Genomic DNA, 26,708 nt, shown 5'->3' with positions numbered 1-26,708 from the left:
TTATTCGCTGGTAAGGGCTTTGACCGGGTCGAGGCGGGCGGCCTTGCGCGCTGGCATGAAGCCGAACACGATGCCGGTGACGACGGCGCAGGCGAAGGCGCCGAGCATGGCGGGCAGGGCAAAGGCCACCGCCACTTCGGCCAGCATCAGGCCGCCACCGATGGCCAGGGCCAGGACGATGCCGGCCAGGCCGCCGACCATCGACAGCATCACCGCCTCGCTGAGGAATTGCCGCAGGATGTCGCGCTGGCGCGCGCCAGTGGCCATGCGGATGCCGATTTCACGGGTGCGCTCGCGCACCGTCATCAACATGATGTTCATCACGCCGATGCCGCCCACCAGCAGCGAGATCGCGGCGATCGCCCCCAGCATCAGCGACAGGCTGTTCTGCGTGCGCGCCTCGGCCTGGATCAGCGCCGCGTCATTGGTCAGCTCGAAGTCCTGGCGGCCGTTGTGGCGCTGGCGCAGCAGCTTGTCGACGGCCGCTTCGGCCTCGTTGACCCGCGTGGAGTCCAGGGCGGCAACGGCGATGTAGTCCGGGTCGCGCTGGCCGAACAGGCGGATGGCTGCGGCGGAGTAGGGCACCACGATGCGCCCGTCGCTGTCCTGGTCGCCAGAGCTGGCACCCTTGCCGGCCAGGATGCCGACCACCTGGAACGGCACATTGCCGATCAACAGGTACTGCCCCAGAGGGTCGCGCCCAGGGTCGAGCATCTTTTCCCGCACTTTCTGGCCGATCACCGCCACCGCGGCAGCGTTGGCTTCATCGGCATCGGTGTAGAAGCTGCCTTGCACCGCCGGCCAGTTGAAAATCTCGGGGAACCCGGTGTTGTTGCCACCCACATAGAACCGCTGGCTGTTGTTGCCGTGGCGCACCATCATCTTTTCGCCGATCACCGGCATCACGTGCTTGACCTGCGGCAGTTGGCCGATGGCAGCGACATCGTCGAGGGTGATGGTGCCGGCCTGCTCGCCCAGGCTCGCCGGCTTGCCGTTGAGGTAGAGGATGTTCGAGCCGAAGGCTGCCATCTGCGCCATGACCTGGCGCTTGCTGCCTTCGCCCACTGCCAGCATCACCACCACCGAGGCCACGCCGATGACGATGCCCAGCAGGGTCAGGGCGGTGCGGAAGCGGTTGACCCACATCACCCGCCAGGCCGCCTGCAGGGCTTCGAGCAATTCGCCTTTCCACGCCCCGTGCAAGGTCGCGCCACGGTCCAGGCGCTGGCGCAGCTGGGCGGCCTGCAGCCCGCGGCCGTTGTCGACCGTGGGCTTTTCGGCGGCCGAATCGCTGATGATCAGGCCGTCGCGAATTTCGATCACGCGCTGCGCCCGCGCCGCGACGTTGCGGTCATGGGTGATCAGGATGATCACGTGGCCCTGGCTGGCCAGCTCGTCGAGCAACGCCATCACTTCGGTGCCGCTGTGGCTGTCGAGGGCGCCGGTGGGTTCGTCGGCGAGGATGATATGGCCGCCATTCATCAGCGCCCGGGCAATCGACACCCGTTGTTGCTGGCCGCCAGACAACTGGTGCGGGCGGTTGCCGGTGCGGCTGGCCAGGCCCAGGCGGCCGAGCAGGGCGCTGGCACGGGCGTGGCGTTCGCTGGCGGCGAGGCCGGCATAGATGGCTGGCATTTCGACGTTTTCCTGGGCCGAGCCCGAGGGGATCAGGTGGTAGCCCTGAAACACGAAGCCGAACGCCTCGCGGCGCAGCCAGGCCAGTTCGTCGCTGCCCAGTTCGGCCACATCCTTGCCGGCGAAGCGGTAGCTGCCGGAAGTGGGGCGGTCGAGGCAGCCGAGGATATTCATCAAGGTCGACTTGCCGGAGCCGGAGGCGCCGACGATGGCGACGAACTCGCCGGGATGGATGCGCAGGCTGATGCCATGGAGGATATCGACCTTGGGCGTTTCGACGCCGCCGTAGGATTTACGGATGTCGACCAGCTCGATCAGGGGTGTGCTCATTCAACCTCCGCTGACGCCAGGGGCGCCGATCACCAGGCGTTCGCCTTCGTTGAGGCCGTCCAGCACCTGCACGCGCAGGCGGTCGCTGAGGCCGGTGCGTACCTGGCGCTGTTCCACCTTGCCGTCGCGGGTCAGCACATGCGCCAGGCGCAGGCCATCGCCGTCGTCCAGCGCGGCCAGTGGTACGGTCAGCACCTGGCTGGCTTTGCCTGCGACAAAGAACACCTGCGTGGTCATCTCGGCCATCAGCGCGCCGTCCGGGTTGTCGACATCCAGCAGCACGCTGTACTGCACCACCTGGCTGCCGGCACTGCCATTGCTGACGCTGGCCGGGCTGCCGCCACCCTGGCTGGCCTGCTCCAGGGGCTTGGGCGGGATCGGCAGCACTTGCCGCACGGTGCTGGTCCAGCGGCGCTTGCCGCCGGCCAGGGTGGTGAAGTAGGCGGTCATGCCCGGGGTGACCTTGCCGATGTCGGCCTCCGACACCTGGGCCCACACGGTCATCGGCGAGAGCTTGGCGATGCGCAGGATCAGCGGGGTTTGCTGTTGGGCATTGAGGGTTTGACCCTCACGGGCATCCACCGCCACTACCGTGCCGTCCATCGGCGCGTAGATGCGCGTGTAGCCCAGCTCGGCCTCGTCGCTGCGCAGGCTGGCCTGGGCCTGGTGGATCTGCGCCTGGAACATGTCGATGCGCGCCTGGGTGACCTTCAGCTGTGCGGCGGCCGTTTGCACGTCCTCGTCGCGGGTGGCACCGGCGGCGGCCAGGTCCCGTTGGCGTTTGAGCTGCTGCCGGGCCAGTTGGAACTGCGCGCGTTGTTCTGCCAGCTGGGCCTTGAGGTTGTCGATCGAGTAGCGGCCGGCATCCAGCCGGGCCTGCTGGGTCGAAGGGTCGATCTCGACCAGCAGCTGGCCTTTGCGTACCGTGTCGCCGACCTCCACATGCAGGGTGTGGATCTGCCCCGACGCCTGGGCACCGACGTCCACGTAGCGCCTTGGTTGCAGGGTGCCCAGTGCGGTGACGCTGCTTTCGATGTCGGCGCGGGTCACGGCAACCGTGCTGAGCGGCTGTGCGCCGTAGGGCAGGGCCTTCCAGGCCAGCAGGCAGCCCAGGCTGAGCAGGCCCAGGCCGCTGAGCAGGAGCCGGCGACGGGTGTTGGTTAAAGGTCTCATGCAGACATCCAGCCGAGGGGGTGCCAGATAGACGAAAGCGGCAGAAGGGGATTTAGCGCAGTGAGTTTGGCGCGGTCTGTGTAGGAGCGGCCTTGTGTCGCGAAAGGGGTGCGAAGCGCCCCCAGGATCTTCGCATCACTGCAGATTGCCGGGGCCGCTTTGCGGCCCTTTCGCGACACAAGGCCGCTCCCACAGACGGCGCATACACTTGGGGTGGTGGCGGTATTGCTCCATGCACCTTGTTGCTGAGAATAATTATAATTTGTAAGATCGCACGCTGACATCACTCGGTCCCGCGTTGCTGCCTGAAAGGGCTTTCTGGCATAGGCTGGCAGGACGATCTCAGGTAACGTCGTGGAACATTACTATCGCGAACTGGTGGGCTTCCTTTCCGCGCGCCTGGGCAATCGTCAGGCCGCCGAAGACGTGGCGCACGATGCCTACCTGCGGGTGCTGGAACGCACCGACGCCGAGCGCATCGAGCACCCGCGTGCCTTCCTTTACCGCACCGCGCTCAACCTGGTGGTCGACCGCCACCGGCGGCATCAGGTACGCCAGGCCGAGCCGCTGGAGGTGCTGGACAGCGACGAGCGCTGGCATACCCCGGCGCCGACCCACGACATGCAGCTCGACCAGCGCCTGGCGCTGATGCAGCGCGCGCTGGATGAGCTGAGCAAGGTCTGCCGCGACTGCTTCCTGCTGCGCAAGCTCGAAGGCCTGTCACACCAGCAGATTGCCGAGCACCTGGGTATTTCCCGCAGCCTGGTGGAGAAGCACATCGTCAATGCCATGAAGCACTGCCGGGTGCGCATGCGCGAGTGGGAATCCTGATCGCCGGGTTGAATGCAGATGAAAATTCCGTCAGTCGATCACTTGATTTCCACGGTTTTCCCGACTTCTATCAAAGAAGACCCCTGCCAGGCGTAGCCTTGGCGGCAGCCGTTACTGGCGCAGTATGGTCATGGAGCCTACCCATTACCCAACTGCCCAGGTCCCGCCATGGCCAACAAGACCCTGCGCATCCTCATCGCCGACGCACACCCCTGCCAGCGCCTGCAACTGGAGCGGCTGCTCAACGGCCTGGGCTACTACCGGATAGCGCCAGTGGACAGTTTCGAGGAGTTGCAGCGCCTGGTGCTGAGTGCCTTGCAGCCTTTCCACCTGCTGTTGGGCAATATCGAGCTGGCCAGCCATGTCGGGGTCGACCTGGCGCGCTTCTGTCGCGTCAGCACGCAGATCCAGCACGCCCTTCTTTATCACTCTACCCAGTTGCAAGTGCCCTTGGTGCCGCAGACCGAGCGCCAGGCCGTCAGCCTGAGCCTGCCCCAGGTGCCGGACAACGAGGCACTGGAGGCGTTCATGGCGATCATCGATACGCCGCTGTTGGTCGGCAAGCTGCCGCTGCCGGGCGCCATGCCGGCTGCCACGGTAAGGCCACGGCCGAAGGCCAATTTCGTCAACACCATGTTCAACCGCTAAAGCCGCAGCGGGCAGGGCAAGGGGGCAGCTATTTGCTATCCTCTTGCCCTTTGCCGATTTGCGGACCCTGCCATGACTGCCATCGATACCGCTCGCCCGCCCCGGTTCAGCCGCGGCGACCACCGGACCCTGGGCCTGGCGGCGTTGGGCGGCGCGCTGGAAATCTACGACTTCATCATCTTCGTATTCTTTGCGCTGACCCTCAGCCAGCTGTTCTTCCCGCCCGAGATGCCCGAATGGCTGCGCCTGCTGCAAAGCTTCGGAATCTTCGTCACCGGCTACCTGGCGCGGCCGCTGGGCGGCATCCTGATGGCGCACTTCGCCGACCACCTGGGACGCAAGCGGGTCTTCAGCCTGAGCATCCTGATGATGGCCCTGCCGTGCCTGTTGATCGGGGTGATGCCGACCTACGCCGACATCGGCTATGCCGCGCCGCTGATCCTGCTGGCACTGCGTATCCTGCAGGGCGCGGCGGTGGGCGGCGAGGTGCCGAGTGCCTGGACCTTCGTCGCCGAGCACGCGCCAGCCGGGCGGCGCGGTTATGCCCTGGGCTTCCTGCAGGCCGGCCTGACCTTTGGCTATCTGCTGGGGGCACTGACCGCGACCTTGCTGGCGCAAGTGTTCACCCCGCAGGAAATCCTCGACTACGCCTGGCGCTACCCGTTCCTGCTCGGCGGGGTATTCGGCGTGATCGGCGTATGGCTGCGTCGTTGGCTCAGCGAAACACCGGTGTTCCTTGCCCTGCGCGCGCGCCAGGAGCAGCCGGTGAGCTTCCCGCTGCGGCGGGTGCTGGGCGAACACCGCCGGGCGTTGATCCCGGCGGCGCTGCTGACCTGCGTGCTGACTTCCGCCGTGGTGGTGCTGGTGGTGATTACCCCGACAGTGATGCAGCAGCGCTTCGGCATGAGTGCCGGACACACCTTTGCCCTGAGCAGCGGGGGCATCGTCTTCCTCAACATCGGCTGCGTGCTGGCCGGGCTGCTGGTCGACCGTGCAGGTGCCTGGCGCGCACTGATGCTCTACAGCCTGTTGCTGCCGGTGGGCATCGGCGCGTTGTATGCCAGCCTGGTGGGGCAGTGGGGCATGACCTGGCTAGCCTATGCGCTGGCGGGCCTGTCCTGCGGCGTGGTGGGCGTGGTGCCGTCAGTGATGGTCGGGTTGTTCCCGGCCGAGATCCGCGTGTCGGGCATCTCCTTTACCTATAACGTGGCCTACGCGCTTTGGGCCAGCACCACGCCGCTGGCGCTGATTGCGCTGATGCCGTGGAGCCCGTGGGTGTGTGTCGGCTTTTGTCTGGTCATGGGTACGGTGGGGTTGCTGACGGCCTTGTATTTCGGGCGTCGGGAGCCATTGGCGTTTGCCGCGGAGCCGATGCCGGTAATGTGTGGTGAAAAATAGTTTTCTGTTGTCTGTTCTGGCCTCATCGCCGGCAAGCCAGCTCCCACAGGGGATCGCGCCAACTTTTAGAGTTTGAGCAAAACAGTCGCTCCCACAGGGATAGCGCATGGCTCGAGGTCGATGCGGTCGAGGTGGGAGCTGGCTTGCCGGCGATGAGGCCAGAACAGGTAAAACAAAAAGCCCCCGGCTCGTGAGAACCGGGGGCTTTTCGTTAGCGCAGGGCAGGGGCCTTACATGTTCGGGTAGTTCGGCCCGCCAGCGCCTTCAGGGGTGACCCAGGTGATGTTCTGGGCCGGGTCCTTGATGTCGCAGGTCTTGCAGTGCACGCAGTTCTGCGCGTTGATCTGGAAGCGCTTGCTGCCATCCTCCTGAGTGACCACTTCGTACACGCCTGCGGGGCAGTAGCGCTGGGCCGGCTCGTCGTACAGCGGCAGGTTGCTGGCGATCGGCACGTTCGGGTCGGTCAGTTTCAGGTGGCAGGGTTGTTCCTCTTCGTGGTTGGTGCTGGAGAGGAATACCGAGCTGAGCTTGTCGAAGCTGAGCTTGCCGTCCGGTTTCGGGTAGTCGATCTTCTGCGACTCGGCCGCCAGCTTCAGGCAGGCGTAGTCCGGCTTGGTGTCGTGCAGGGTGAACGGCAGCTTGCCGCCGAACCAGTTCTGGTCCACATAGTTGAACGCAGCGCCCAGCAGCGGGCCGAACTTGTGCATGGCCGGGCCGAAATTGCGGCTGGCGAACAGCTCCTCGTACAGCCAGCTGGCCTTGAAGGCGCTGACGTAGCCGTTGAGCTGGTCACCGCCTTCGCTGCCGGCGATCAGTGCGTCAGCCACCGCTTCGGCGGCCAGCATGCCGGACTTCATCGCGGTGTGGCTGCCCTTGATCTTGGCGAAGTTCAGGGTGCCCAGGTCGCAGCCGATCAGCGCGCCGCCGTTGAAGACCATCTTCGGCAGCGAGTTGAAGCCGCCCTTGCAGATGGCACGGGCACCGTAGCTGATGCGCTTGCCGCCTTCGAGATATTGCGCCATCACCGGGTGGTGCTTGAGGCGCTGGAACTCGTCGAACGGCGACAGGTACGGGTTGGCGTAGGACAGGTCGACGATCAGGCCGACCACCACCTGGTTGTTTTCCAGGTGATAGAGGAACGAACCACCGGTGTTGTCCTTGGCCATCACGTCCAGCGGCCAGCCGGCGGTGTGCACCACCAGGCCCTGCTCGTGCTTGGCCGGGTCGATTTCCCAGATTTCCTTCAGGCCGATGCCGTAGTGCTGCACATCGGATTCGCTATCCAGGTTGAAGCGCTTGATCAGCTGCTTGCCGATGTGGCCACGGCAGCCTTCGGCGAACAGGGTGTACTTGCCACGCAGCTCCATGCCAGGGGTGTACATGCCATCTTTCGGGTTGCCTTCACGGTCCACACCCATGTCGCCGGTGACAATGCCGCGTACCACGCCGTTTTCATCGAACAGCGCTTCCTGGGCGGCGAAGCCCGGGTAGACTTCCACGCCCAGGTTCTCGGCCTGCTGGGCCAGCCAGCGGCACAGGTTGCCCAGCGAGATGATGTAGTTGCCCTGGTTGTGCATGGTCTTGGGCACGAACAGGTCAGGCACCTTGGTCGAACTGCCGGCATCCTTGAGCACGTAGATGTCGTCACGCTTCACTTCGGTGTTCAGCGGCGCGCCGAGCTCTTTCCAGTCTGGGAACAGCTCGTTCAGGGCACGGGGTTCGAACACCGCGCCGGAGAGGATGTGGGCGCCGACTTCAGAGCCTTTTTCCACCACGCAGACGCTGATTTCGCTACCGGCTTCGGCGGCCTTCTGCTTCAGGCGGCAGGCGGCGGACAGGCCCGCCGGGCCGGCGCCGACGATGACCACGTCGAATTCCATGTATTCGCGTTCCACTGGTTCTCTCCTACTCATCAAGGCTCGTGCTGTTGCTTTGTCTTATGGGTGCGCGGGGCATTCGCAGCGGTTCTACGCAACGGCGGAACTGTAGCTGGGCAAATGACGGACTACACCGTTTTGTCTTGGCCGCGCATTATATCTACACCACTTGGCGGGTCCAATACAAACGTTTGTTTGAATTTGCCGCAGGCCAGTAAAATCACAGGAACGCGGCTGGAGGGTGACCGATTTGCCGTATTGACCGGATTGGGTGTTACGGTCAAGATACGAGCGGTTTTAAGTTCGCCGTAGGCTTGCAGCCGGGCGCAGGTACACCTCTAAAGACCAGGTGTGGAGCAGGGTTTTGCGGCCTTGGGCCGGTTTGTAGTGGAGTTTACACGCCACGACAGAAAATGACCCGTGAGTATTTGTCGCAAGAGTCCGGACAAGACTGTTCGGTCACTGTGAAGTTACCGCCTCCCGGTACGTTTTTAGAGGTGCCCTTGTACCCACGCGCATCGCAGGGCTCTGCCCCTGGCGACTATCTATTCACCGGAGAGTAACGAGGAATCCATGAAGGTTCTTGTAGCTGTCAAACGAGTGGTCGACTACAACGTCAAGGTTCGCGTCAAGGCGGACAACTCCGGCGTCGACCTTGCTAACGTCAAGATGTCCATGAACCCCTTCTGCGAAATCGCCGTGGAAGAAGCCGTACGCCTGAAGGAAAAGGGCGTCGCGTCCGAGATCGTCGTCGTTTCCGTCGGCCCGACTACTGCCCAGGAGCAACTGCGTACTGCCCTGGCCCTGGGTGCCGACCGTGCCATCCTGGTCGAAGCCGCTGACGAACTGAATTCCCTGGCTGTGGCCAAGGCGCTGAAAGCCGTTGTCGACAAAGAGCAGCCTCAGCTGGTCATCCTCGGCAAGCAGGCCATCGACAGCGACAACAACCAGACCGGCCAGATGCTGGCTGCGCTGACCGGCTTCGCCCAAGGCACCTTCGCCTCCAAGGTGGAAGTGGCTGGCGACAAGCTGAACGTCACCCGTGAAATCGACGGCGGCCTGCAGACCGTTGCACTGAACCTGCCGGCCATCGTCACCACCGACCTGCGCCTGAACGAGCCACGCTACGCGTCGCTGCCGAACATCATGAAGGCCAAGAAGAAGCCGCTGGAGACCGTTACTCCAGACGCGCTGGGTGTTTCCCTCGCCTCCACCAACAAGACCCTGAAGGTTGAAGCCCCGGCTGCCCGCAGCGCTGGCATCAAGGTCAAATCGGTGGCCGAACTGGTCGAGAAGCTGAAGAACGAAGCGAAGGTAATCTAAATGACTATCCTGGTTGTCGCTGAATACGAAAACGGTGCCGTAGCCCCGGCCACCCTGAACACTGTTGCCGCTGCCGCCAAGATCGGTGGTGATGTGCACGTGCTGGTCGCAGGCCAGAACGTGGGCGGCGTTGCCGAGTCCGCAGCCAAGATCGCTGGCGTGGCCAAGGTGCTGATTGCCGATAACGCTGCCTACGCCCACGCCCTGCCAGAAAACGTTGCGCCGCTGATCGTCGAGCTGGCCAAGGGCTACAGCCACGTGCTGGCTCCGGCCACCACCAACGGCAAGAACATCCTGCCGCGCGTTGCCGCGCTGCTGGACGTGGACCAGATCTCCGAGATCATCTCGGTCGAGTCCGCCGACACCTTCAAGCGCCCGATCTATGCCGGTAACGCCATTGCCACCGTGCAATCGAGCGCTGCCATCAAGGTCATCACCGTGCGTACCACCGGCTTCGACGCCGTGGCCGCCGAAGGTGGTTCGGCTGCCATCGAAGCCGTTGGCGCTGCGCACAACGCCGGCATCTCGGCCTTCGTTGGTGAAGAGCTGGCCAAGTCCGACCGCCCAGAGCTGACCGCTGCCAAGATCGTCGTTTCCGGCGGCCGTGGCATGGGCAATGGTGACAACTTCAAGCACCTGTACAGCCTGGCCGACAAGCTCGGCGCTGCCGTCGGTGCTTCGCGCGCCGCGGTCGACGCCGGCTTCGTGCCGAACGACATGCAGGTCGGCCAGACCGGCAAGATCGTTGCGCCACAGCTGTACATCGCCGTCGGTATCTCCGGTGCGATCCAGCACCTGGCCGGCATGAAGGACTCCAAAGTGATCGTGGCGATCAACAAGGACGAAGAAGCGCCGATCTTCCAGGTAGCCGACTACGGCTTGGTCGCTGACCTGTTCGAAGCGGTTCCGGAGCTGGAAAAGCTGGTCTGATCCGCCTGCTTCACTTATAAAGAACCCGGCCCTCGTACAGGGGGCCGGGTTTTTTTGTGGTCAGTTCCGGCCCGATCGCTGGCAAGCCGGCTCCACAGGTACAGCGCAGTTCTCAAGGGCGGTGCTGTACCTGTGTGGAGCTGGCTTGCCGGCGATTGGGCCGGGCAAAGCAATACAAGGAGTGAGCAATGGTGCTGCGTAAAGCAGGCAGGGTGCTGGCATGCATGGCGGTGCTGGTTTCGCCGCTGGCCATGGCGGCAGGCAAGTGCGAACGCCTGGTGGCAACCGGCAGCCCTGACGCGCCGCCCTATTCGTGGCAGGACCCGAACGACCCGAAACACCTGATCGGCGCCAACGTCGATCTGCTGCGCCAGGTCGCTGGCGAGCTGGGCGTGAAGGTGGAGGTGCTGAGCGCCGGTCGTCGTGACCAGGCGCTGGAAGAAGTACGTAGCGGGCGCATGGACCTGCTGCTCGACACCCCCATGCAGGTGGAGCAACTGACCGCGCTGGACTACATCCATCCACCCCTGCAGCTCAACGAATACCTGGTGTGGACGCGTCACGACGCCACACTGGCCTTCGAGGGCCCGGCGGACCTGGCCCAGTACCAGGGCAGTTTGTCCGAGCGTGCGCGGCTGACCCCGGCCTTTACTGCTTTCGCCAAGGCCCAGCTGAAGCTGGTGCCGGCACAGAACCTGACCCAGGCGTTCCAGAAGCTGGTGCTCGGCCAGGTGGATTATGTGCTCGCTGGCCGCTATTCGGGCATGGCCATGGCCCAGAGCCTGGGCATGAGCAATGACCTGATCGCCCGCGGCCTGCCGGTGGATCGGCCGGGCCTGTACCTGGCCCTGTCGCACAATTCGGCCTGCAATGACAGCTGGTTGCGTGGGCAATTGGCGAAAAAACTGACAGAATTGCCGATCTCCGGAGCATCCGAGGCCGTGCTGCAACGTAATGTCGAGCGCTGGAAAGCGCAGCTGCAGGTGCCGTCGGACGCCCCCAAACACTAGGAAGATTGCGTGAGAACCCAACCACTAATCCTTGCCCTGGCCGTGCTCGGCCTGGCTGGCTGCGCCAACGATCCGGCCCCTAACGAGCAGATGCGCATTTCCGAACAGGCACTGGAGCAGGCCAGGGCCGTCGGTGCCACCGAGCAGGTCGATGCGCTCAAGCTGGCTGAAGACAAGCTGGCCCGGGCCAAGGCCAACATGCTCACCGAAGACTACCGCGATGCGCGCATGCGTGCCGAGCAGGCCGAACTGGATGCGCGCCTGGCCGAGGCTCAGGTACTGAACCAGAAGAGCGAAGAGCAGCTGCAACTGCTGCAGTCGCGGGTCCAGCGCCTGCGCAAACAGTTGGAGGTGCAGCCATGATCCGTCGTGTGCCATTGGCCGCGTTGGCAGTGCTGGCGCTGGCTGCAGGTTTGCAAGGTTGCGCCAGCCAGCGCAGCAGCGCAGCGCTGGATGATGCCACTGCAGCTTTCCAGAAGGTCAAGGATGATTCCAATGTGTTGCGCAGCGCGCCGCGTGACGTGATTCGCGCAGGCGAGTCGCTGGCCCGTGCCGAGCGCCTGTCCAGCTACATCGGCACCGGTGCCGACGTGCGCCATTACGCCTTCCTGAGCCAGCGCTACAGCGAAATTGCCAGCGAGCATGCCAAGCTGGCGCTGAACCAGGAACGCCAGGCCAAGCTCGACCTGGAGCGCCAGCGCCTGCAGCTGGCCCTGCGCGAGGCCAAGCTGGCCAGTGTTCAGCAGCAGGGCAAGTGGGTCGAGTCGCAGATCGCCGCGCTGGCCTCGGAGCAGGCCGACCGAGGTCTGGTGATGACCCTGGGGGACGTGCTGTTCGACACCGGCCGCGCCGACCTGAAGAACTCGGCCAGCCGTACCGTGCTCAAGCTGGTGCAGTTCCTCCAGCTCAACCCGCGCCGGGTGGTGCGGATCGAAGGCTATACCGACAGCACCGGCCCGGCCGAGGACAACCTGAAGCTGTCCCGTGACCGGGCGCAGGCCGTGGCCGACATGCTGGTAGACCTGGGCATCGACGAGAAGCGCCTGCAGGTCGAGGGCTATGGCGACCAGTACCCGATCGAGGCCAATGCCTCGGAGCGGGGCAGGGCGCAGAACCGTCGGGTGGAGATCGTGTTCTCCGATGACAAAGGCAAGCTGGCGCCAGCACGCTGAATCATGTGAAAGGGGCCGCTTTGCGGCCCATCGCAGGCAAGCCAGATCCCACAGGTGATGCACAGGGTTTGAGGTCAATGCGTCAAGGTGGGAGCTGGCTTGCCGGCGATGGGGTGCGAAGCAGCCCCGCTTTTCGTCGGGCTACCCGGGCTTGATCGTTTCCATGGCTGTCACGCAACTGTATTGTTGACTATCCTGCGATCTGTCCCAGTACACTTTGCAACTGTTACGGTATCCTCTACCGTCAGACACAAGAACAACGAGCCCGTCCGCGCGTCGAGAGCCAGCCATGACCAACCTGCTGTTGTACCAGCGTATCGCCCAGCAACTGGCCGATGACATCCGTCGTGGTGTCTACCAGCCAGGCGAGCGGGTACCCTCCGTGCGCAAGATGAGCGCCCAGCTCAATGTCAGCCATGCCACGGTGCTGCAGGCCTATGCCAATCTCGAGGATCAGGGGCTGATCCGTGCGCGGCCGCAGTCCGGCTACTACGTGCACCAGACCCCGGCCCTGACCGCGCAGACCCCGGACATCGCCCGGGTCGAGCGCCCCGGCCTGGTCACCCGCGCCAGTATCATCCAGCAGGTGCTGACCGAGGCTCGCCGTGATGGCGTGTTCCCGTTCGGCGCCGCTGTGCCGCACGTCGACTACCTGCCGGTCCGTGCCTTGCACCAGCAGATTGCCAAGGTCACGCGCTTCCACAGCCCGCGTGCCTTCAGCTACATGTTCAGCCCCGGTTTCGAGCCGCTGCGCCGGCAGATCGCCATTCGCATGCGTGATGCCGGTGTGCTGGTCGACCCGCGTGAAGTGATCGTGACCCATGGCTGTGTCGATGCGCTGCAGATGTCTCTGCGCGTGCTGACCCGTCCCGGCGACCTGATCGCCGCCGAATCGCCCACCTATTACGGGCTGCTGCAACTGGCCGACCTGCTGGGCCTGAAGGTGATCGAGATCCCCAGCGACCCGTCCACTGGTATCAGCCTCGAAGCGCTGCAACTGGCGGCAAACCAGTGGTCGATCAAGGCCCTGGTTCTGACTGCGCGCCTCAGCAACCCGCTGGGTGGCACTGTCCCGGAAGAGCGGCAGAAGCAGTTGCTGCGCCTGGCGTCGGACTTCGATATCCAGATCGTCGAGGATGACATCTATGGCGAGCTGATGTTCGAGCAGGGCAAGACCAAGGCGCTCAAGGCATTCGACCGGCTGGACCGTGTGATCTATTGCTCGAGTTTTTCCAAGACCCTGTCCCCCGGCGTGCGCGTTGGCTGGATGATCGCCGGGCGCTATCAGGACGAGATCCAGCGCCTGCAAACCTTCACCACCCACTCGGCCTGCAGCGTGACGCAGATGGGTGTGGCGGCCTACCTGGAAAATGGCGGCTACGACCGGCACCTGCGTTACATCCGCCAGGAGTACCGCAAGAACCTCAGTGCCTACCAGCTGGCGGTGCAGCAGCACTTCCCCGAGGGTACCCAGATGACCCGGCCGACGGGCGGTTTCATCCTGTGGGTGAGCCTGCCGGGGCGGGTCAATACCCAGGAGCTGCATGTGCGCGCGCTGGAGCAGGGCATCAGTATTGCGCCGGGGTTGATCTTCAGTAACACCGAGCAGTTCAACCACTGTATCCGGCTTAATTGCGGTATACCCTGGAACAAGGAAGCCGAGCGCGCGGTGATCACGCTCGGTTTGCTGGCTCAGCAATTGTGCCGGGAGCCAGCAGCGGCACTTTTGTAGGCTTGCCACGCGCCCGTGGAACAGGGAGCATACGCACTTTTCCTGCCAGTCTGTCTATTTGCCATGAATGCTTTGCGCCGTTTTGCCCTGATCTTGTGCCTTGTACCGCTCGGCAGCCTGGCTGGTGTTGCCCAGGCTGCGCAGCCGGCAGGCCAGGCGCAGGCGGCGCCGGTGCAGAAAGCCAAGCCGGTGCAGAAGGCCGCAGCCAGGCCAGCGCACAAGCAGCCTGCAAAAAAAGCCGGTAACAGCAAGGCCAGGCCGGCGCGCAAGCAGGTGAGCAAGGAGGTTGCCAAGCCGCTACCCAAGGCGAAGCTGGACCTCAGCCTGCCGGCCGATATGGTCGATGGCCTTGAGCCGAATGTGGGCAGCCCTTCGCCGATACAGCGACGCAAACCTTTGCTGCCACCCATGTTCACTGAAAAGCCGGAGACCAGCGATAGCCCGTTCCAGCTCAATGGCCGGTTGATCAGCAACGAAATGCAGCTGCAGCTGCGCAATGACAGCCGTCGCGACGTGGAAGGGGCGGCCATCGATTTCGAGTACCGCCAGTAGCTGGCGAACTGACTACCGGGTCACGGCAGATTTCATCATGCCAGCAATTTCAAACGCCTGTTTGAGCGGTTACTATCCAGGGACGTTCGTCCCGTTTTGTTCCAGGGAGTCCTGATTTTGGTGAATAGCCATGAATTGCCGTGAGGGCTGTGGTGCCTGCTGCATCGCCCCGTCCATCACCTCTGCGATGCCGCGCATGCCCAATGGCAAGCCGGCTGGCGAGCGCTGCCTGCACCTGACCGTCGACAACCTCTGCGACCTGTTCGGCAAGCCCGAGCGGCCGGCAGTGTGTGGCGGTTTCAAGGCGGATGTGGAGGTGTGCGGCAGTGACCGTGACGAGGCCATCAGGATTCTTGGCTGGTGGGAGCAGATGACGGCGGCGTGACAGGCTGGATCTTCGACAACAAGGATAAACATGATGAGATCGTTCAAGCGTATTGCTCTGCTGTGTGGCATGGGTGTTCTGCTGTCGCCCGCGGCCTGGGCCGAAAACTGGCAGGTGGCCAAGGACGAGGAGGGGATCAAGGTTTCCCTCAGTGAAGTGGCTGGTTCCAAGTACAAGGCCTATCAAGGCGTCACCGTGATCAAGGCGCCGCTGGCCAAGGTGCAGGCGTTGCAGGAGGATGTGGTCGGGGCTTGTGCATGGATTCACGAATGCAAGTCGCAGAAGCTGCTCAAGCACGAAGGTGACCAGAGCTGGACCTACACCCAGTTCAATACGCCGTGGCCGGTGACGCCGCGTGACTCGGTATTGCATGTGACCACGGTCAAGGGGGCTGATGGCAGCCTGGTGCGCAACCTGAAGGAAGAGCCGACCTACGTCCCGGAAGAGAAGGGCTTTGTGCGGGTGGCGAAGGTCGAAGGCTTCTGGAAGCTGGTGCCCAAGGGTGACAGCACGGAAGTGACCTATCAGGTGCACACCGAGCCGGGTGGTAGCGTGCCGGCGATGGTGGCCAACAAGTTCGTGGTGGATGCGCCGTTCAATACCCTGAAAGGGTTGCGAGAGCGGGCTGAGAAAAACTGAGGCATTGTGTCGGCTTTGTGAGGTGGCGGCCCTGGTGGGGGGCTGCTTCTTGTGGGAGCGGCCTTGCGTCGCGAAAGGGCTGCGGAGCAGCCCCGGCAATATAGCGGTAAGCCTAAGATCCCGGGGCCGCTCCGCGCCCCTTTCGCGACACAAGGCCGCTCCCACAAAACCGCATCGCGTCGAGCAGAAATAAAAAAGGCTGCCCGAGGGCAGCCTTTTTGCGTTCGGCTATGGAAGCTTACTTGCGGTCCTGTAGCGCAACGATGTCGCGCTTCTGCTCGCCGGTGTACAGCTGGCGCGGGCGGCCGATCTTGTACGGGCTGGAGAGCATTTCTTTCCAGTGCGAGATCCAGCCCACGGTACGTGCCAGGGCGAAGATCACGGTGAACATGCTGGTCGGAATGCCGATCGCCTTGAGGATGATCCCCGAGTAGAAGTCGACGTTCGGGTACAGCGAGCGCTCGATGAAGTACGGATCGGTCAGGGCGATCTCTTCCAGGCGCATGGCCAGTTCCAGCTGCGGGTCGTTCTTGATGCCCAGCTCGCGCAGGACTTCGTCGCAGGTCTGCTTCATCACGGTGGCGCGCGGGTCGCGGTTCTTGTACACGCGGTGACCGAAGCCCATGAGCTTGAACGGGTCGTTCTTGTCCTTGGCCTTGGCGATGAACTTGTCGATGTTCGAGACATCGCCGATTTCATCGAGCATGGTCAGTACCGCTTCGTTCGCACCTCCGTGGGCCGGGCCCCAGAGTGCGGCGATACCGGCGGCGATACAGGCGAACGGGTTGGCACCCGACGAACCGGCCAGACGAACGGTAGAAGTGGAGGCGTTCTGCTCGTGGTCGGCGTGGAGGATGAAGATCCGGTCCATCGCCTTGGCCAGCACCGGGCTGATCGGTTTGATCTCGCACGGGGTGTTGAACATCATGTGCAGGAAGTTTTCCGCGTACGACAGGTCGTTGCGCGGATACATCATCGGCTGGCCCATGGAGTACTTGTAAACCATCGCGGCCAGGGTCGGCATCTTGGCGACCAGGCGCACCGCGGAAATTTCGCGGTGTTGCGGGTTATTGATGTCCAGGGAGTCGTGATAGAACGCCGACAGGGCGCCGACCACGCCGCACATCACCGCCATCGGGTGGGCGTCGCGGCGGAAGCCGTTGAAGAAGGACTTCAGCTGCTCGTGAACCATGGTGTGGTTCTTCACGGTGCTGACGAACTGGGCCTTCTGCTCGGCATTCGGCAGTTCGCCGTTGAGCAGCAGGTAGCAGGTTTCGAGGTAGTCGGACTTTTCGGCGAGCTGCTCGATCGGGTAGCCGCGGTGCAGCAGGATACCTTTGTCGCCGTCAATGTAGGTGATCTTCGACTCGCACGAGGCGGTCGCCATGAAACCAGGGTCGAAGGTGAAGTGACCAGTGGCCCCCAACCCGCGGACGTCGATTACATCAGGACCAACGGTGCCGGTTAAAATGGGCAGCTCGACGGGGGCAGCGCCCTCGATGACCAACTGCGCTTTTTTGTCAGCCATGTGGCCTCCTATTAATGCTTGAAATCATCAGACAGACCCCCCACGCAGGGCCCGCACCACTATAGAGGGATAAATTCAGATGTCAATTTGCCTAAAGGCTTGTTGAAACAGGCATTGAGGCCTGATTTTTCGCGAAATTCTCGCCCATTTACGCCTTTTGTGCGTTAAAGGCAATGCGCTATTTGGGCTACCCCGTCACGTTGTCATAAGCAGCCTAACTGTCTATACTCGCAACCCGACCGCCAGGGGCTTGCAAGCCCGAACTGCTGGGGGTCGCCGTTCCCTGGGTGGTGGGTACCTGACCAGTACACTTACCAACAACTTTGCCCTGATTCGCTAGGGGCTCTTCAGTGTGAAAAAAGCCGTGAAAAGCCAACGACCTGTAAACCTAGACCTAAGGACCATCAAGCTCCCCGTCACTGCGTACACGTCCATCCTGCATCGTATCTCCGGCGTCATCCTGTTCCTTGGCCTTGCCATCATGCTTTATGCACTGGGCAAGTCGCTGGGTTCCGAGGAAGGCTTTGGTGAGGTGAAGGCGTGTCTGACCAGCCCGCTGGCCAAATTCGTGACCTGGGGCCTGCTATCCGCCCTGCTTTATCACCTCGTGGCAGGTGTACGTCACCTGATCATGGACATGGGCATCGGTGAGACGCTGGAAGGCGGCAAGCTGGGCTCGAAAATCGTGATCGTCATCTCCGTGGTGCTGATCGTTCTGGTGGGAGTTTGGGTATGGTAACCAATGTCACGAACCTGTCGCGTTCGGGCCTCTATGACTGGATGGCGCAGCGCGTTTCTGCGGTCGTTCTCGCGGCTTACTTCCTCTTCCTGATCGGCTACGTGGTCGCCCACCCAGGCATCGACTACACCCAGTGGCATGGTCTGTTCTCCAACAACGCGATGCGGATCTTCAGTCTGCTGGCCCTCGTTGCCCTGGGCGCTCACGCCTGGGTCGGCATGTGGACCATTGCGACCGACTACCTGACGCCAATGTCGTTCGGCAAGTCGGCAACTGCGATTCGTTTCCTGTTCCAGGCGGTATGCGGCGTTGCGATGTTCGCTTACTTCGTCTGGGGTGTGCAGATTCTCTGGGGTATCTGATCCATGGCTAGCATTCCAACCATTTCCTTCGACGCCATCATCATCGGTGGCGGCGGCGCCGGCATGCGCGCAGCGCTGCAGCTGGCTCAAGGCGGCCACAAGACTGCCGTGGTCACCAAGGTCTTCCCGACCCGTTCGCACACTGTATCCGCCCAGGGCGGCATCACCTGCGCCATCGCTTCGGCCGACCCGAACGACGACTGGCGCTGGCACATGTACGATACCGTCAAAGGCTCCGACTACATCGGTGACCAGGACGCTATCGAATACATGTGTCAGGAAGGCCCGGCTGCGGTCTTCGAGCTGGACCACATGGGCCTGCCGTTCTCGCGTACCGAAACCGGCCGCATCTACCAGCGTCCGTTCGGTGGCCAGTCCAAGGACTTCGGTAAAGGTGGCCAGGCCGCCCGTACCTGTGCTGCTTCCGACCGTACCGGTCACGCGCTGCTGCACACCCTGTACCAGGGCAACCTGAAGGCAGGCACTACCTTCCTCAACGAGTACTACGCTGTTGACCTGGTGAAGAACCAGGACGGCGCGTTCGTCGGTGTGATCGCAATCTGCATCGAAACCGGCGAAACCATGTACATCAAGTCCAAGGCCACCGTTCTGGCCACTGGCGGTGCCGGTCGTATCTACGCCTCCACCACCAACGCCCTGATCAACACCGGTGACGGTATCGGCATGGCGCTGCGTGCAGGCGTGCCGGTGCAGGACATCGAGATGTGGCAGTTCCACCCGACCGGCATCGCCGGCGCCGGTGTACTGGTTACCGAAGGTTGCCGCGGTGAAGGTGGCTACCTGATCAACGCCCACGGCGAGCGCTTCATGGAGCGTTACGCGCCGAACGCGAAAGACCTGGCCGGCCGCGACGTGGTTGCCCGTTCCATGGTCAAGGAAATCATCGCCGGCAACGGCGTGGGCCCGAACAAGGACCACGTGCTGCTGAAGCTGGACCACCTGGGCGAGGAAGTGCTGCACAGCCGCCTGCCAGGTATCTGCGAGCTGTCCAAGACCTTCGCCCACGTCGACCCAGTCGTCGCGCCGGTCCCGGTCGTACCGACCTGCCACTACATGATGGGCGGCGTTGCCACCAATATTCATGGCCAGGCCATCACCATGGACGCCGAAGGCAAGGACCAAATCATCCCGGGTCTGTTCGCAGTGGGTGAAGTGGCGTGCGTATCGGTCCACGGTGCCAACCGCCTGGGCGGCAACTCGCTGCTCGACCTGGTGGTATTCGGTCGTGCCGCTGGCCTGCACCTGGAAAAATCGCTGTCCGACGGCGTGGAATACCGCGACGCCAGCGACACCGATATCGATGTTGCCCTGAACCGCCTGAACAAGCTCAACGAGCGTACCGCTGGCGAAGACGTTGCCAGCCTCAAGCGCGAGCTGCAGAGCTGCATGCAGAACTACTTCGGTGTATTCCGTACCGGCGAATACATGCAGAAGGGTATCGAGCAGCTGGCCGGCCTGCGTGACCGTATTGCCAACGTCAAGATCAACGACAAGTCCCAGGCCTTCAACACCGCGCGTATCGAAGCGCTGGAGCTGCAGAACCTGCTGGAAGTCGCCGAAGCTACCGCCATCGCGGCCGAAGCCCGTAAAGAGTCCCGCGGCGCCCACGCCCGTGAAGACTTCGAAGACCGTGACGACGAAAACTGGCTGTGCCACACCCTGTACTACCCGGGTGAGAAACGCGTTGCCAAGCGCGGCGTCAACTTTGCGCCGAAGACTGTTCCAGCCTTCGAACCAAAAGTCCGGACTTACTAAGGGTGGCTGCTATGTTGAAAGTCGAAGTTTATCGTTACAACCCGGACACCGACTCGGCGCCCAAAATGGAGTCGTTCGACGTCGATACCGGCGGCAAGGACCTGATGGTTCTCGATGTATTGGCGCTGATCAAGGAAAAGGACGAAGGTTTCTCGTACCGTCGCTCCTGCCGTGAAGGCGTTTGCGGTTCCGACGGCATGAACATGAACGGCAAGAACGGCCTGGCCTGCATCACCCCGCTGTCGGCGGTGGTGAAGGGCAACAAGCTGGTTCTGCGCCCGCTGCCGGGCCTGCCGGTCATTCGTGACCTGGTCGTCGACATGAGCATCTTCTACAAGCAGTACGAGAAGGTGAAGCCGTTCCTGCAGAACGACACTCCTGCGCCGGCCATCGAGCGCCTGCAGTCGCCGGAAGACCGCGACAAGCTGGACGGCCTGTACGAGTGCATCCTGTGCGCTTGCTGCTCGACTTCCTGCCCATCGTTCTGGTGGAACCCGGACAAGTTCCTGGGCCCGGCCGCACTGCTGCAAGCCTATCGCTTCCTGGCCGACAGCCGTGACACCAAGACCCAGGAGCGCCTGGCGTCCCTGGATGACCCGTTCAGCGTATTCCGCTGCCGCGGGATCATGAACTGCGTCAACGTTTGCCCGAAAGGTCTGAACCCGACCAAGGCAATCGGCCACGTACGTAACATGCTGCTGCAAAGCGGCACCTGATACAAAGTGTTGTACCTGCAGTAAGCCGAGGTGCGGGTGGTGAGCCCGCACTGAGGTAAAACCCGAACAAGGGCTCACAAAGCCCGCGTTCATTACCTATGAAGATATGAGACCAGCAGGGGCTTTCCGGGCTGGTACCCGGAAAATCAGCAGGATCCAAGTGGCGTGGTTCAGTCGCTGTATTCGGACTTTTCCAGGTTTGCTGTGGCTCTCGCCGATCAGTCCCCTAACCGAGGGTGACCAAGCATGCAAGAAAGCGTGATGCAGCGCATGTGGGAAAGCGCCCACCTTTCAGGTGGTAACGCTGCATATGTGGAAGAGCTTTATGAGCTCTACCTGCACGACCCTAACGCTGTGCCAGAAGAGTGGCGCACCTACTTCCAGAAGTTGCCCGCCGACGGCAGCACCGCTACCGATGTATCGCACTCGACAATCCGCGACCATTTCGTACTGCTGGCAAAGAACCAGCGCCGCGCCCAACCGGTATCCGCCGGGAGCGTGAGCAGTGAACACGAGAAGAAGCAGGTTGAAGTTCTGCGACTGATCCAGGCCTATCGTATGCGCGGCCATCAGGCTGCCAAGCTCGACCCGTTGGGGTTGTGGCAGCGTCCTGCGCCCGTAGACCTGTCGATCAATCACTACGGCTTGACCAATGCCGATCTTGATACGACCTTCCGTGCCGGCGACCTGTTCATCGGCAAAGAGGAGGCGAGCCTACGCGAGATCTTCGAGGCACTCCAGAAGACATATTGTCGCACCATTGGCGCCGAGTTCACCCACATCGTCGATTCCGAGCAGCGCAGCTGGTTCCAGCAGCGCCTGGAAAGCGTGCGCGGCCGTCCGGAGTTTTCCGCTGACGTGCAGGCCCACCTGCTCGAGCGCGTGACCGCCGGTGAAGGCCTTGAGAAATACCTGGGCACCAAGTACCCGGGCACCAAGCGTTTCGGCCTCGAGGGCGGCGAAAGCCTGATCCCGATGCTGGACGAGATGATCCAGCGTTCTGGTTCCTACGGCACCAAGGAAGTCGTGATCGGCATGGCCCACCGTGGCCGCCTGAACGTTTTGGTCAACACCTTCGGCAAGAACCCGCGCGAGCTGTTCGACGAGTTCGAAGGCAAGAAGATGAACGAGCTGGGCTCCGGTGACGTGAAGTATCACCAGGGCTTCTCCTCGAACGTGATGACCCCGGGTGGCGAAGTGCACCTGGCCATGGCGTTCAACCCGTCCCACCTGGAAATCGTCTCGCCAGTGGTCGAGGGTTCGGTGCGCGCCCGTCAGGACCGCCGCAACGACACCGTTGGCGACAAGGTACTGCCGATCTCGATCCACGGCGACGCAGCATTCGCCGGCCAGGGCGTGGTCATGGAAACCTTCCAGATGTCGCAGACCCGCGGTTTCAAGACCGGCGGTACCGTGCACATCGTGATCAACAACCAGGTTGGTTTCACCATCAGCAACCCGCTGGACGCGCGCTCCACCGAGTACGCCACCGACGTTGCCAAGATGATCCAGGCGCCGATCCTGCACGTGAACGGCGACGACCCGGAAGCCGTGCTGTTCGTGACCCAGCTGGCCATCGACTACCGCATGCAGTTCAAGCGTGACGTGGTCATCGACCTGGTCTGCTACCGCCGCCGCGGCCACAACGAGGCCGACGAGCCGAACGGGACCCAGCCTTTGATGTACCAGCAGATCAGCAAGCAGCGCACCACGCGTGAACTGTACGCTGAGGCGCTGATCCAGGCCGGCCGCATCGATTCCGAGCGCGCCCAGGCCAAGATCGACGAGTACCGCAACGCGCTGGACAACGGCCTGCACGTGGTGAAGAGCCTGGTCAAGGAGCCGAACCGCGAGCTGTTCGTCGACTGGCGTCCGTATCTGGGCCATGCCTGGACCGCGCGTCACGACACCCGCTTCGACCTCAAGACCCTGCAGGAACTGTCGGCCAAGCTGCTGGAGATCCCGGAAGGTTTCGTCGTCCAGCGCCAGGTCGCCAAGATCTACGAAGACCGTCAGAAGATGCAGGCCGGTGGCTTGCCGATCAACTGGGGTTATGCAGAGACCATGGCCTACGCCACCCTGCAGTTCGAAGGTCACCCGATCCGCATGACCGGTCAGGACATCGGCCGTGGCACCTTCTCGCACCGTCACGCGGTGCTGCACAACCAGAAGGACGCCAGCACCTACGTACCGCTGAAGAACCTGTTCCCGGGCCAGCCTCAGTTCGAACTGTACGACTCCTTCCTGTCGGAAGAAGCGGTACTGGCCTTCGAATACGGCTACTCGACCACCACGCCGAACGCGCTGGTGATCTGGGAAGCCCAGTTCGGTGACTTCGCCAACGGTGCGCAAGTGGTGATCGACCAGTTCATCACCAGCGGCGAGCACAAGTGGGGCCGTCTGTGCGGTCTGACCATGCTGCTGCCACACGGTTATGAAGGGCAGGGCCCGGAGCACTCCTCCGCGCGCCTGGAGCGTTACCTGCAGCTGTGCGCCGAGCACAACATCCAGGTCTGCGTACCGACCACCCCGGCCCAGATCTACCACCTGCTGCGTCGCCAGGTCATCCGTCCGCTGCGCAAGCCGCTGATCGTGCTGACGCCGAAGTCGCTGCTGCGCCACAAGCTGGCCATCTCTACCCTGGAAGACCTGGCAGAAGGCTCGTTCCAGACCGTGATCCCGGAAATCGACAGCCTCGATCCGGCCAAGGTCGAACGCCTGGTCCTGTGCGGCGGCAAGGTTTACTACGACCTGCTGGAAAAGCGCCGTGCCGAAGGCCGCGAAGACATCGCCATCGTGCGTATCGAGCAGCTGTATCCGTTCCCTGAGGACGACCTGGTCGAAATCCTGGCGCCTTACACCAACCTCAAGCATGCGGTCTGGTGTCAGGAAGAGCCGATGAACCAGGGCGCCTGGTACAGCAGCCAGCACCACATGCGCCGTATCCTGGGCCGCCACAACAAGGCACTGGTCCTGGAATACGCCGGCCGCGACGCTTCCGCCGCGCCAGCCTGTGGTTACGCATCGAAGCACGCCGAACAGCAGGAAAAACTGCTGCAAGACGCCTTCACTGTTTAATGCCTTCGCGCACCTGAAACCGAATTTAAGGAAACACAGATAATGGCTATCGAGATCAAAGCCCCAACCTTCCCGGAATCGGTTGCCGATGGCACCGTTGCCACCTGGCACAAGCAGCCGGGCGATGCCGTCAAGCGTGACGAGCTGATCGTCGACATCGAGACCGACAAGGTCGTCCTGGAAGTACTGGCCACTGCCGACGGCGTGCTGGGCGCCATCGTCAAGGGCGAGGGCGACACCGTCCTGTCCGACGAAGTGCTGGGTTCGATCGTTGAAGGCGGTGCTGCCGCCGCTGCACCAGCTGCCGCCCCGGCCGCTGCTGCCCCGGCTGCCGCTGCTGCCGACGCTGGCGAAGAAGACCCGGTTGCCGCCCCGGCCGCGCGCAAGCTGGCTGAAGAGAACGGCATCGACCTGGCTACCGTTGCCGGCACCGGCAAAGGTGGTCGCATCACCAAGGAAGACGTCGTCGCTGCCGTCGCCAACAAGAAGTCGGCGCCTGCTGCAGCTGCCAAGCCTGCCGCCGCTGCCGCTGCTGCCCCGGTTGTCGTTGCCGCTGGCGACCGCACCGAGAAGCGCGTGCCGATGACCCGCCTGCGCGCCAAGATCGCCGAGCGTCTGGTCGAAGCCCAGTCGAGCATGGCCATGCTGACCACCTTCAACGAAGTCGACATGACCGAAGTCATGGCCCTGCGTTCGAAGTACAAGGACCTGTTCGAGAAGACCCACAACGGCGTACGCCTGGGCTTCATGTCGTTCTTCGTCAAGGCCGCCACCGAAGCCCTGAAGCGCTTCCCGGCTGTCAACGCCTCGATCGACGGCAACGACATCGTCTACCACGGCTACGCCGACGTCGGCGTTGCCGTGTCCAGCGACCGTGGCCTGGTGGTACCGGTACTGCGTAACGCCGAGTCGATGAGCCTGGCGGAAATCGAGAACGGCATCGCCACCTTCGGCAAGAAGGCCCGTGACGGCAAGCTGGCCATCGAAGAGATGACTGGCGGCACCTTCACCATCACCAACGGTGGTACCTTCGGTTCGATGATGTCGACCCCGATCGTCAACCCGCCGCAGGCCGCCATTCTCGGCATGCACAACATCATCCAGCGCCCGATGGCCATCAATGGCCAGGTGGTGATTCGCCCGATGATGTACCTGGCGCTGTCGTACGATCACCGCCTGATCGACGGCAAGGAAGCGGTAACCTTCCTGGTCACCATCAAGAACCTGCTGGAAGATCCGTCTCGCCTGCTGCTGGACATCTAACCCTCTGGCTGCGTACCGTGCCGGCCCTGGCTTCGCAGGAAGCCATGCCGCGCGGTCCGCGGCTTGTAGCTTGTAGCTGATAAGGAATCTTTTATGACCCAGAAATTCGACGTAGTGGTGATTGGTGCAGGTCCTGGCGGCTATGTGGCTGCCATCAAGGCCGCACAACTTGGTCTGAAGACTGCCTGTATCGAGAAGTACACCGACGCCGAGGGCAAGCTGGCCCTGGGCGGCACCTGCCTGAACGTAGGTTGCATTCCTTCCAAGGCGCTGCTGGACAGCTCCTGGAAGTACAAGGAAGCCAAAGAGAGCTTCAACGTCCACGGTATCTCCACTGGTGAAGTGAAGATGGACGTCGCCGCGATGGTTGGCCGCAAGGCTGGCATCGTCAAGAACCTGACCGGTGGCGTTGCCACCCTGTTCAAGGCCAACGGCGTTACTTCGATCCAGGGCCACGGCAAGCTGCTGGCCGGCAAGAAAGTCGAAGTCACCAAGGCTGACGGCACCACCGAAGTCATCGAAGCCGAGAACGTGATCCTGGCTTCCGGCTCGCGCCCGATCGACATTCCGCCGGCTCCGGTCGACCAGAACGTCATCGTCGACTCCACCGGCGCCCTGGAATTCCAGGCCGTGCCGAAGCGCCTGGGCGTTATCGGTGCTGGCGTGATCGGCCTGGAGCTGGGCTCGGTATGGGCTCGCCTGGGTGCTGAAGTCACCGTCCTGGAAGCCCTGGACACCTTCCTGATGGCTGCCGACACCGCCGTGTCGAAAGAAGCCCAGAAGACCCTGACCAAGCAAGGCCTGGACATCAAGCTGGGCGCGCGCGTCACCGGCTCGAAAGTCAACGGCAACGAAGTCGAAGTGACCTACACCGACGCCAACGGCGAGCAGAAGATCACCTTCGACAAGCTGATCGTCGCGGTCGGCCGTCGCCCGGTGACCACTGATCTGCTGGCCGCCGACAGCGGCGTGACCATCGACGAGCGTGGCTACATCTTCGTCGACGACTACTGCGCTACCAGCGTGCCGGGCGTGTATGCCATCGGTGACGTGGTACGCGGCATGATGCTGGCCCACAAGGCCTCGGAAGAGGGCATCATGGTGGTCGAGCGCATCAAGGGTCACAAGGCCCAGATGAACTACGACCTGATCCCGTCGGTCATCTACACCCACCCGGAAATCGCGTGGGTCGGCAAGACCGAACAGGCCTTGAAGGCCGAGGGCGTTGAGGTTAACGTGGGCACCTTCCCGTTCGCGGCCAGCGGCCGTGCGATGGCTGCCAACGACACCGGTGGTTTCGTCAAGGTCATCGCCGATGCCAAGACCGACCGCGTCCTGGGTGTACACGTGATTGGCCCATCGGCTGCCGAACTGGTGCAGCAGGGCGCAATCGCTATGGAATTCGGCACCAGTGCCGAGGATCTGGGCATGATGGTCTTCAGCCATCCGACCCTGTCCGAAGCGTTGCATGAAGCAGCGCTGGCAGTGAATGGCGGCGCCATTCACGTGGCCAACCGTAAGAAGCGTTAATTATAAGAAACCACGGCGGGCTGCCCGTCGTGAGTCTTGCGTGCATGACTCACCGCGGAAAGTCCGCCGGACCGGATCACA

23 protein-coding genes are annotated in these 26,708 nt (G+C 62.8%); 19 read left to right on the top strand and 4 right to left on the bottom strand.

Annotation, left to right across the window (positions count from 1 at the left end; all coding sequences use genetic code 11):
• The gene (locus CAG34_RS23880) at positions 1-1,965 is read right to left on the bottom strand and encodes a MacB family efflux pump subunit (protein ID WP_085592783.1); all 1,965 of its coding nucleotides are present in this window, start codon (positions 1,963-1,965) and stop codon (positions 1-3) included.
• Positions 1,966-3,138, bottom strand: a complete 1,173-nt coding sequence (locus CAG34_RS23875) for an efflux RND transporter periplasmic adaptor subunit (RefSeq protein ID WP_085592781.1) — start codon at positions 3,136-3,138, stop codon at positions 1,966-1,968. It abuts the gene before it with no gap.
• 354 nt (positions 3,139-3,492) lie between these two features.
• Here CAG34_RS23875 and CAG34_RS23870 point away from each other — a divergent pair, with 354 nt between their 5' ends.
• The 3 genes from CAG34_RS23870 (at position 3,493) to CAG34_RS23860 (ending at position 6,015) form a co-directional block, all read left to right on the top strand.
• Complete coding sequence (locus tag CAG34_RS23870) at positions 3,493-3,969, top strand: sigma-70 family RNA polymerase sigma factor (RefSeq protein ID WP_025339983.1); 477 nt, start codon at positions 3,493-3,495, stop codon at positions 3,967-3,969.
• A 168-nt stretch (positions 3,970-4,137) separates the two neighbouring features.
• The gene (locus tag CAG34_RS23865) at positions 4,138-4,617 is read left to right on the top strand and encodes a histidine kinase (protein WP_075045851.1); all 480 of its coding nucleotides are present in this window, start codon (positions 4,138-4,140) and stop codon (positions 4,615-4,617) included.
• A gap of 72 nt (positions 4,618-4,689) precedes the next feature.
• Positions 4,690-6,015, top strand: coding sequence for an MFS transporter (locus tag CAG34_RS23860; RefSeq protein ID WP_085592779.1), 1,326 nt, complete (start codon positions 4,690-4,692; stop codon positions 6,013-6,015).
• Positions 6,016-6,245: 230 nt separating this feature from the next.
• Here CAG34_RS23860 and CAG34_RS23855 read toward each other — a convergent pair whose 3' ends face one another.
• Positions 6,246-7,928, bottom strand: coding sequence for an electron transfer flavoprotein-ubiquinone oxidoreductase (locus CAG34_RS23855; RefSeq protein WP_085592777.1), 1,683 nt, complete (start codon positions 7,926-7,928; stop codon positions 6,246-6,248).
• Positions 7,929-8,465: 537 nt separating this feature from the next.
• Between CAG34_RS23855 and CAG34_RS23850 the strand changes: the two genes are divergently transcribed.
• The 9 genes from CAG34_RS23850 (at position 8,466) to CAG34_RS23810 (ending at position 15,635) form a co-directional block, all read left to right on the top strand.
• Positions 8,466-9,215, top strand: a complete 750-nt coding sequence (locus CAG34_RS23850) for an electron transfer flavoprotein subunit beta/FixA family protein (RefSeq protein WP_025339979.1) — start codon at positions 8,466-8,468, stop codon at positions 9,213-9,215.
• Positions 9,216-10,145, top strand: a complete 930-nt coding sequence (locus tag CAG34_RS23845) for an electron transfer flavoprotein subunit alpha/FixB family protein (RefSeq protein WP_085592775.1) — start codon at positions 9,216-9,218, stop codon at positions 10,143-10,145. It begins immediately after the preceding gene.
• 188 nt (positions 10,146-10,333) lie between these two features.
• Positions 10,334-11,155 carry an ABC transporter substrate-binding protein gene (locus tag CAG34_RS23840; RefSeq protein WP_075045848.1) on the top strand — a complete coding sequence of 274 codons (822 nt, stop codon included), beginning with the start codon at positions 10,334-10,336 and terminating at the stop codon, positions 11,153-11,155.
• A gap of 9 nt (positions 11,156-11,164) precedes the next feature.
• On the top strand, positions 11,165-11,518 hold the full coding sequence (locus tag CAG34_RS23835; protein WP_023661849.1) for a DUF4398 domain-containing protein: 354 nt from the start codon (positions 11,165-11,167) through the stop codon (positions 11,516-11,518).
• Positions 11,515-12,327: an OmpA family protein gene (locus tag CAG34_RS23830; protein WP_023661850.1), complete on the top strand. Its 813-nt coding sequence runs from the start codon at positions 11,515-11,517 to the stop codon at positions 12,325-12,327. Before CAG34_RS23835 ends, CAG34_RS23830 begins: the two co-directional genes overlap by 4 nt.
• 289 nt (positions 12,328-12,616) lie before the next feature.
• Positions 12,617-14,059 carry a PLP-dependent aminotransferase family protein gene (locus tag CAG34_RS23825; RefSeq protein ID WP_025339975.1) on the top strand — a complete coding sequence of 481 codons (1,443 nt, stop codon included), beginning with the start codon at positions 12,617-12,619 and terminating at the stop codon, positions 14,057-14,059.
• A gap of 63 nt (positions 14,060-14,122) precedes the next feature.
• Positions 14,123-14,611 carry a hypothetical protein gene (locus tag CAG34_RS23820; protein ID WP_085592773.1) on the top strand — a complete coding sequence of 163 codons (489 nt, stop codon included), beginning with the start codon at positions 14,123-14,125 and terminating at the stop codon, positions 14,609-14,611.
• A 130-nt stretch (positions 14,612-14,741) separates the two neighbouring features.
• The gene (locus CAG34_RS23815; protein WP_025339973.1) at positions 14,742-14,996 is read left to right on the top strand and encodes a YkgJ family cysteine cluster protein; all 255 of its coding nucleotides are present in this window, start codon (positions 14,742-14,744) and stop codon (positions 14,994-14,996) included.
• Between the two features lie 33 nt (positions 14,997-15,029).
• The gene (locus CAG34_RS23810; RefSeq protein WP_075045846.1) at positions 15,030-15,635 is read left to right on the top strand and encodes an START domain-containing protein; all 606 of its coding nucleotides are present in this window, start codon (positions 15,030-15,032) and stop codon (positions 15,633-15,635) included.
• Between the two features lie 238 nt (positions 15,636-15,873).
• On the opposite strand, the gene gltA is transcribed toward CAG34_RS23810, so the two are convergent.
• Positions 15,874-17,163: a citrate synthase gene (gene gltA / locus CAG34_RS23805; protein ID WP_013973445.1), complete on the bottom strand. Its 1,290-nt coding sequence runs from the start codon at positions 17,161-17,163 to the stop codon at positions 15,874-15,876.
• A 352-nt stretch (positions 17,164-17,515) separates the two neighbouring features.
• Between gltA and sdhC the strand changes: the two genes are divergently transcribed.
• The 7 genes from sdhC (at position 17,516) to lpdA (ending at position 26,627) form a co-directional block, all read left to right on the top strand.
• A complete protein-coding gene (gene sdhC, locus CAG34_RS23800) occupies positions 17,516-17,902 on the top strand; it encodes a succinate dehydrogenase, cytochrome b556 subunit (RefSeq protein WP_012315350.1) in 387 nt (128 codons plus the stop codon).
• Positions 17,896-18,264, top strand: a complete 369-nt coding sequence (sdhD, locus tag CAG34_RS23795; RefSeq protein WP_003254214.1) for a succinate dehydrogenase, hydrophobic membrane anchor protein — start codon at positions 17,896-17,898, stop codon at positions 18,262-18,264. Before sdhC ends, sdhD begins: the two co-directional genes overlap by 7 nt.
• Before the next feature lie 3 nt (positions 18,265-18,267).
• Positions 18,268-20,040, top strand: a complete 1,773-nt coding sequence (gene sdhA / locus CAG34_RS23790) for a succinate dehydrogenase flavoprotein subunit (RefSeq protein WP_025339971.1) — start codon at positions 18,268-18,270, stop codon at positions 20,038-20,040.
• An 11-nt stretch (positions 20,041-20,051) separates the two neighbouring features.
• On the top strand, positions 20,052-20,756 hold the full coding sequence (locus tag CAG34_RS23785; protein WP_016711649.1) for a succinate dehydrogenase iron-sulfur subunit: 705 nt from the start codon (positions 20,052-20,054) through the stop codon (positions 20,754-20,756).
• A 246-nt stretch (positions 20,757-21,002) separates the two neighbouring features.
• A complete protein-coding gene (locus tag CAG34_RS23780) occupies positions 21,003-23,834 on the top strand; it encodes a 2-oxoglutarate dehydrogenase E1 component (RefSeq protein ID WP_025339970.1) in 2,832 nt (943 codons plus the stop codon).
• Between the two features lie 42 nt (positions 23,835-23,876).
• The gene (odhB, locus tag CAG34_RS23775; protein WP_025339969.1) at positions 23,877-25,097 is read left to right on the top strand and encodes a 2-oxoglutarate dehydrogenase complex dihydrolipoyllysine-residue succinyltransferase; all 1,221 of its coding nucleotides are present in this window, start codon (positions 23,877-23,879) and stop codon (positions 25,095-25,097) included.
• Positions 25,098-25,190: 93 nt separating this feature from the next.
• Positions 25,191-26,627 (top strand): dihydrolipoyl dehydrogenase, encoded by a 1,437-nt coding sequence (gene lpdA / locus CAG34_RS23770; protein WP_013973439.1) that lies wholly within the window; start codon positions 25,191-25,193, stop codon positions 26,625-26,627.
• Positions 26,628-26,708: the final 81 nt, after the last annotated feature.

Source organism: Pseudomonas sp. B14(2017), assembly GCF_002113255.1.
In the GTDB taxonomy this organism is placed as follows: domain Bacteria; phylum Pseudomonadota; class Gammaproteobacteria; order Pseudomonadales; family Pseudomonadaceae; genus Aquipseudomonas; species Aquipseudomonas putida_Z.
Note: the sequence above shows the minus strand (reverse complement) of the source record. Positions and strands in the feature narration are given on the sequence as shown.

Coding starts and splice junctions, on each gene's coding strand:
- CAG34_RS23880 (WP_085592783.1), bottom strand. CDS start 1,965: ATGAGCACACCCCTGATCGAGCTGGTCGACATCCGTAAATCCTACGGC.
- CAG34_RS23875 (WP_085592781.1), bottom strand. CDS start 3,138: ATGAGACCTTTAACCAACACCCGTCGCCGGCTCCTGCTCAGCGGCCTG.
- CAG34_RS23865 (WP_075045851.1), top strand. CDS start 4,138: ATGGCCAACAAGACCCTGCGCATCCTCATCGCCGACGCACACCCCTGC.
- CAG34_RS23860 (WP_085592779.1), top strand. CDS start 4,690: ATGACTGCCATCGATACCGCTCGCCCGCCCCGGTTCAGCCGCGGCGAC.
- CAG34_RS23855 (WP_085592777.1), bottom strand. CDS start 7,928: ATGAGTAGGAGAGAACCAGTGGAACGCGAATACATGGAATTCGACGTG.
- CAG34_RS23850 (WP_025339979.1), top strand. CDS start 8,466: ATGAAGGTTCTTGTAGCTGTCAAACGAGTGGTCGACTACAACGTCAAG.
- CAG34_RS23845 (WP_085592775.1), top strand. CDS start 9,216: ATGACTATCCTGGTTGTCGCTGAATACGAAAACGGTGCCGTAGCCCCG.
- CAG34_RS23840 (WP_075045848.1), top strand. CDS start 10,334: ATGGTGCTGCGTAAAGCAGGCAGGGTGCTGGCATGCATGGCGGTGCTG.
- CAG34_RS23830 (WP_023661850.1), top strand. CDS start 11,515: ATGATCCGTCGTGTGCCATTGGCCGCGTTGGCAGTGCTGGCGCTGGCT.
- CAG34_RS23825 (WP_025339975.1), top strand. CDS start 12,617: ATGACCAACCTGCTGTTGTACCAGCGTATCGCCCAGCAACTGGCCGAT.
- CAG34_RS23820 (WP_085592773.1), top strand. CDS start 14,123: ATGAATGCTTTGCGCCGTTTTGCCCTGATCTTGTGCCTTGTACCGCTC.
- CAG34_RS23815 (WP_025339973.1), top strand. CDS start 14,742: ATGAATTGCCGTGAGGGCTGTGGTGCCTGCTGCATCGCCCCGTCCATC.
- CAG34_RS23810 (WP_075045846.1), top strand. CDS start 15,030: ATGAGATCGTTCAAGCGTATTGCTCTGCTGTGTGGCATGGGTGTTCTG.
- gltA (WP_013973445.1), bottom strand. CDS start 17,163: ATGGCTGACAAAAAAGCGCAGTTGGTCATCGAGGGCGCTGCCCCCGTC.
- sdhD (WP_003254214.1), top strand. CDS start 17,896: ATGGTAACCAATGTCACGAACCTGTCGCGTTCGGGCCTCTATGACTGG.
- sdhA (WP_025339971.1), top strand. CDS start 18,268: ATGGCTAGCATTCCAACCATTTCCTTCGACGCCATCATCATCGGTGGC.
- CAG34_RS23785 (WP_016711649.1), top strand. CDS start 20,052: ATGTTGAAAGTCGAAGTTTATCGTTACAACCCGGACACCGACTCGGCG.
- CAG34_RS23780 (WP_025339970.1), top strand. CDS start 21,003: ATGCAAGAAAGCGTGATGCAGCGCATGTGGGAAAGCGCCCACCTTTCA.
- odhB (WP_025339969.1), top strand. CDS start 23,877: ATGGCTATCGAGATCAAAGCCCCAACCTTCCCGGAATCGGTTGCCGAT.
- lpdA (WP_013973439.1), top strand. CDS start 25,191: ATGACCCAGAAATTCGACGTAGTGGTGATTGGTGCAGGTCCTGGCGGC.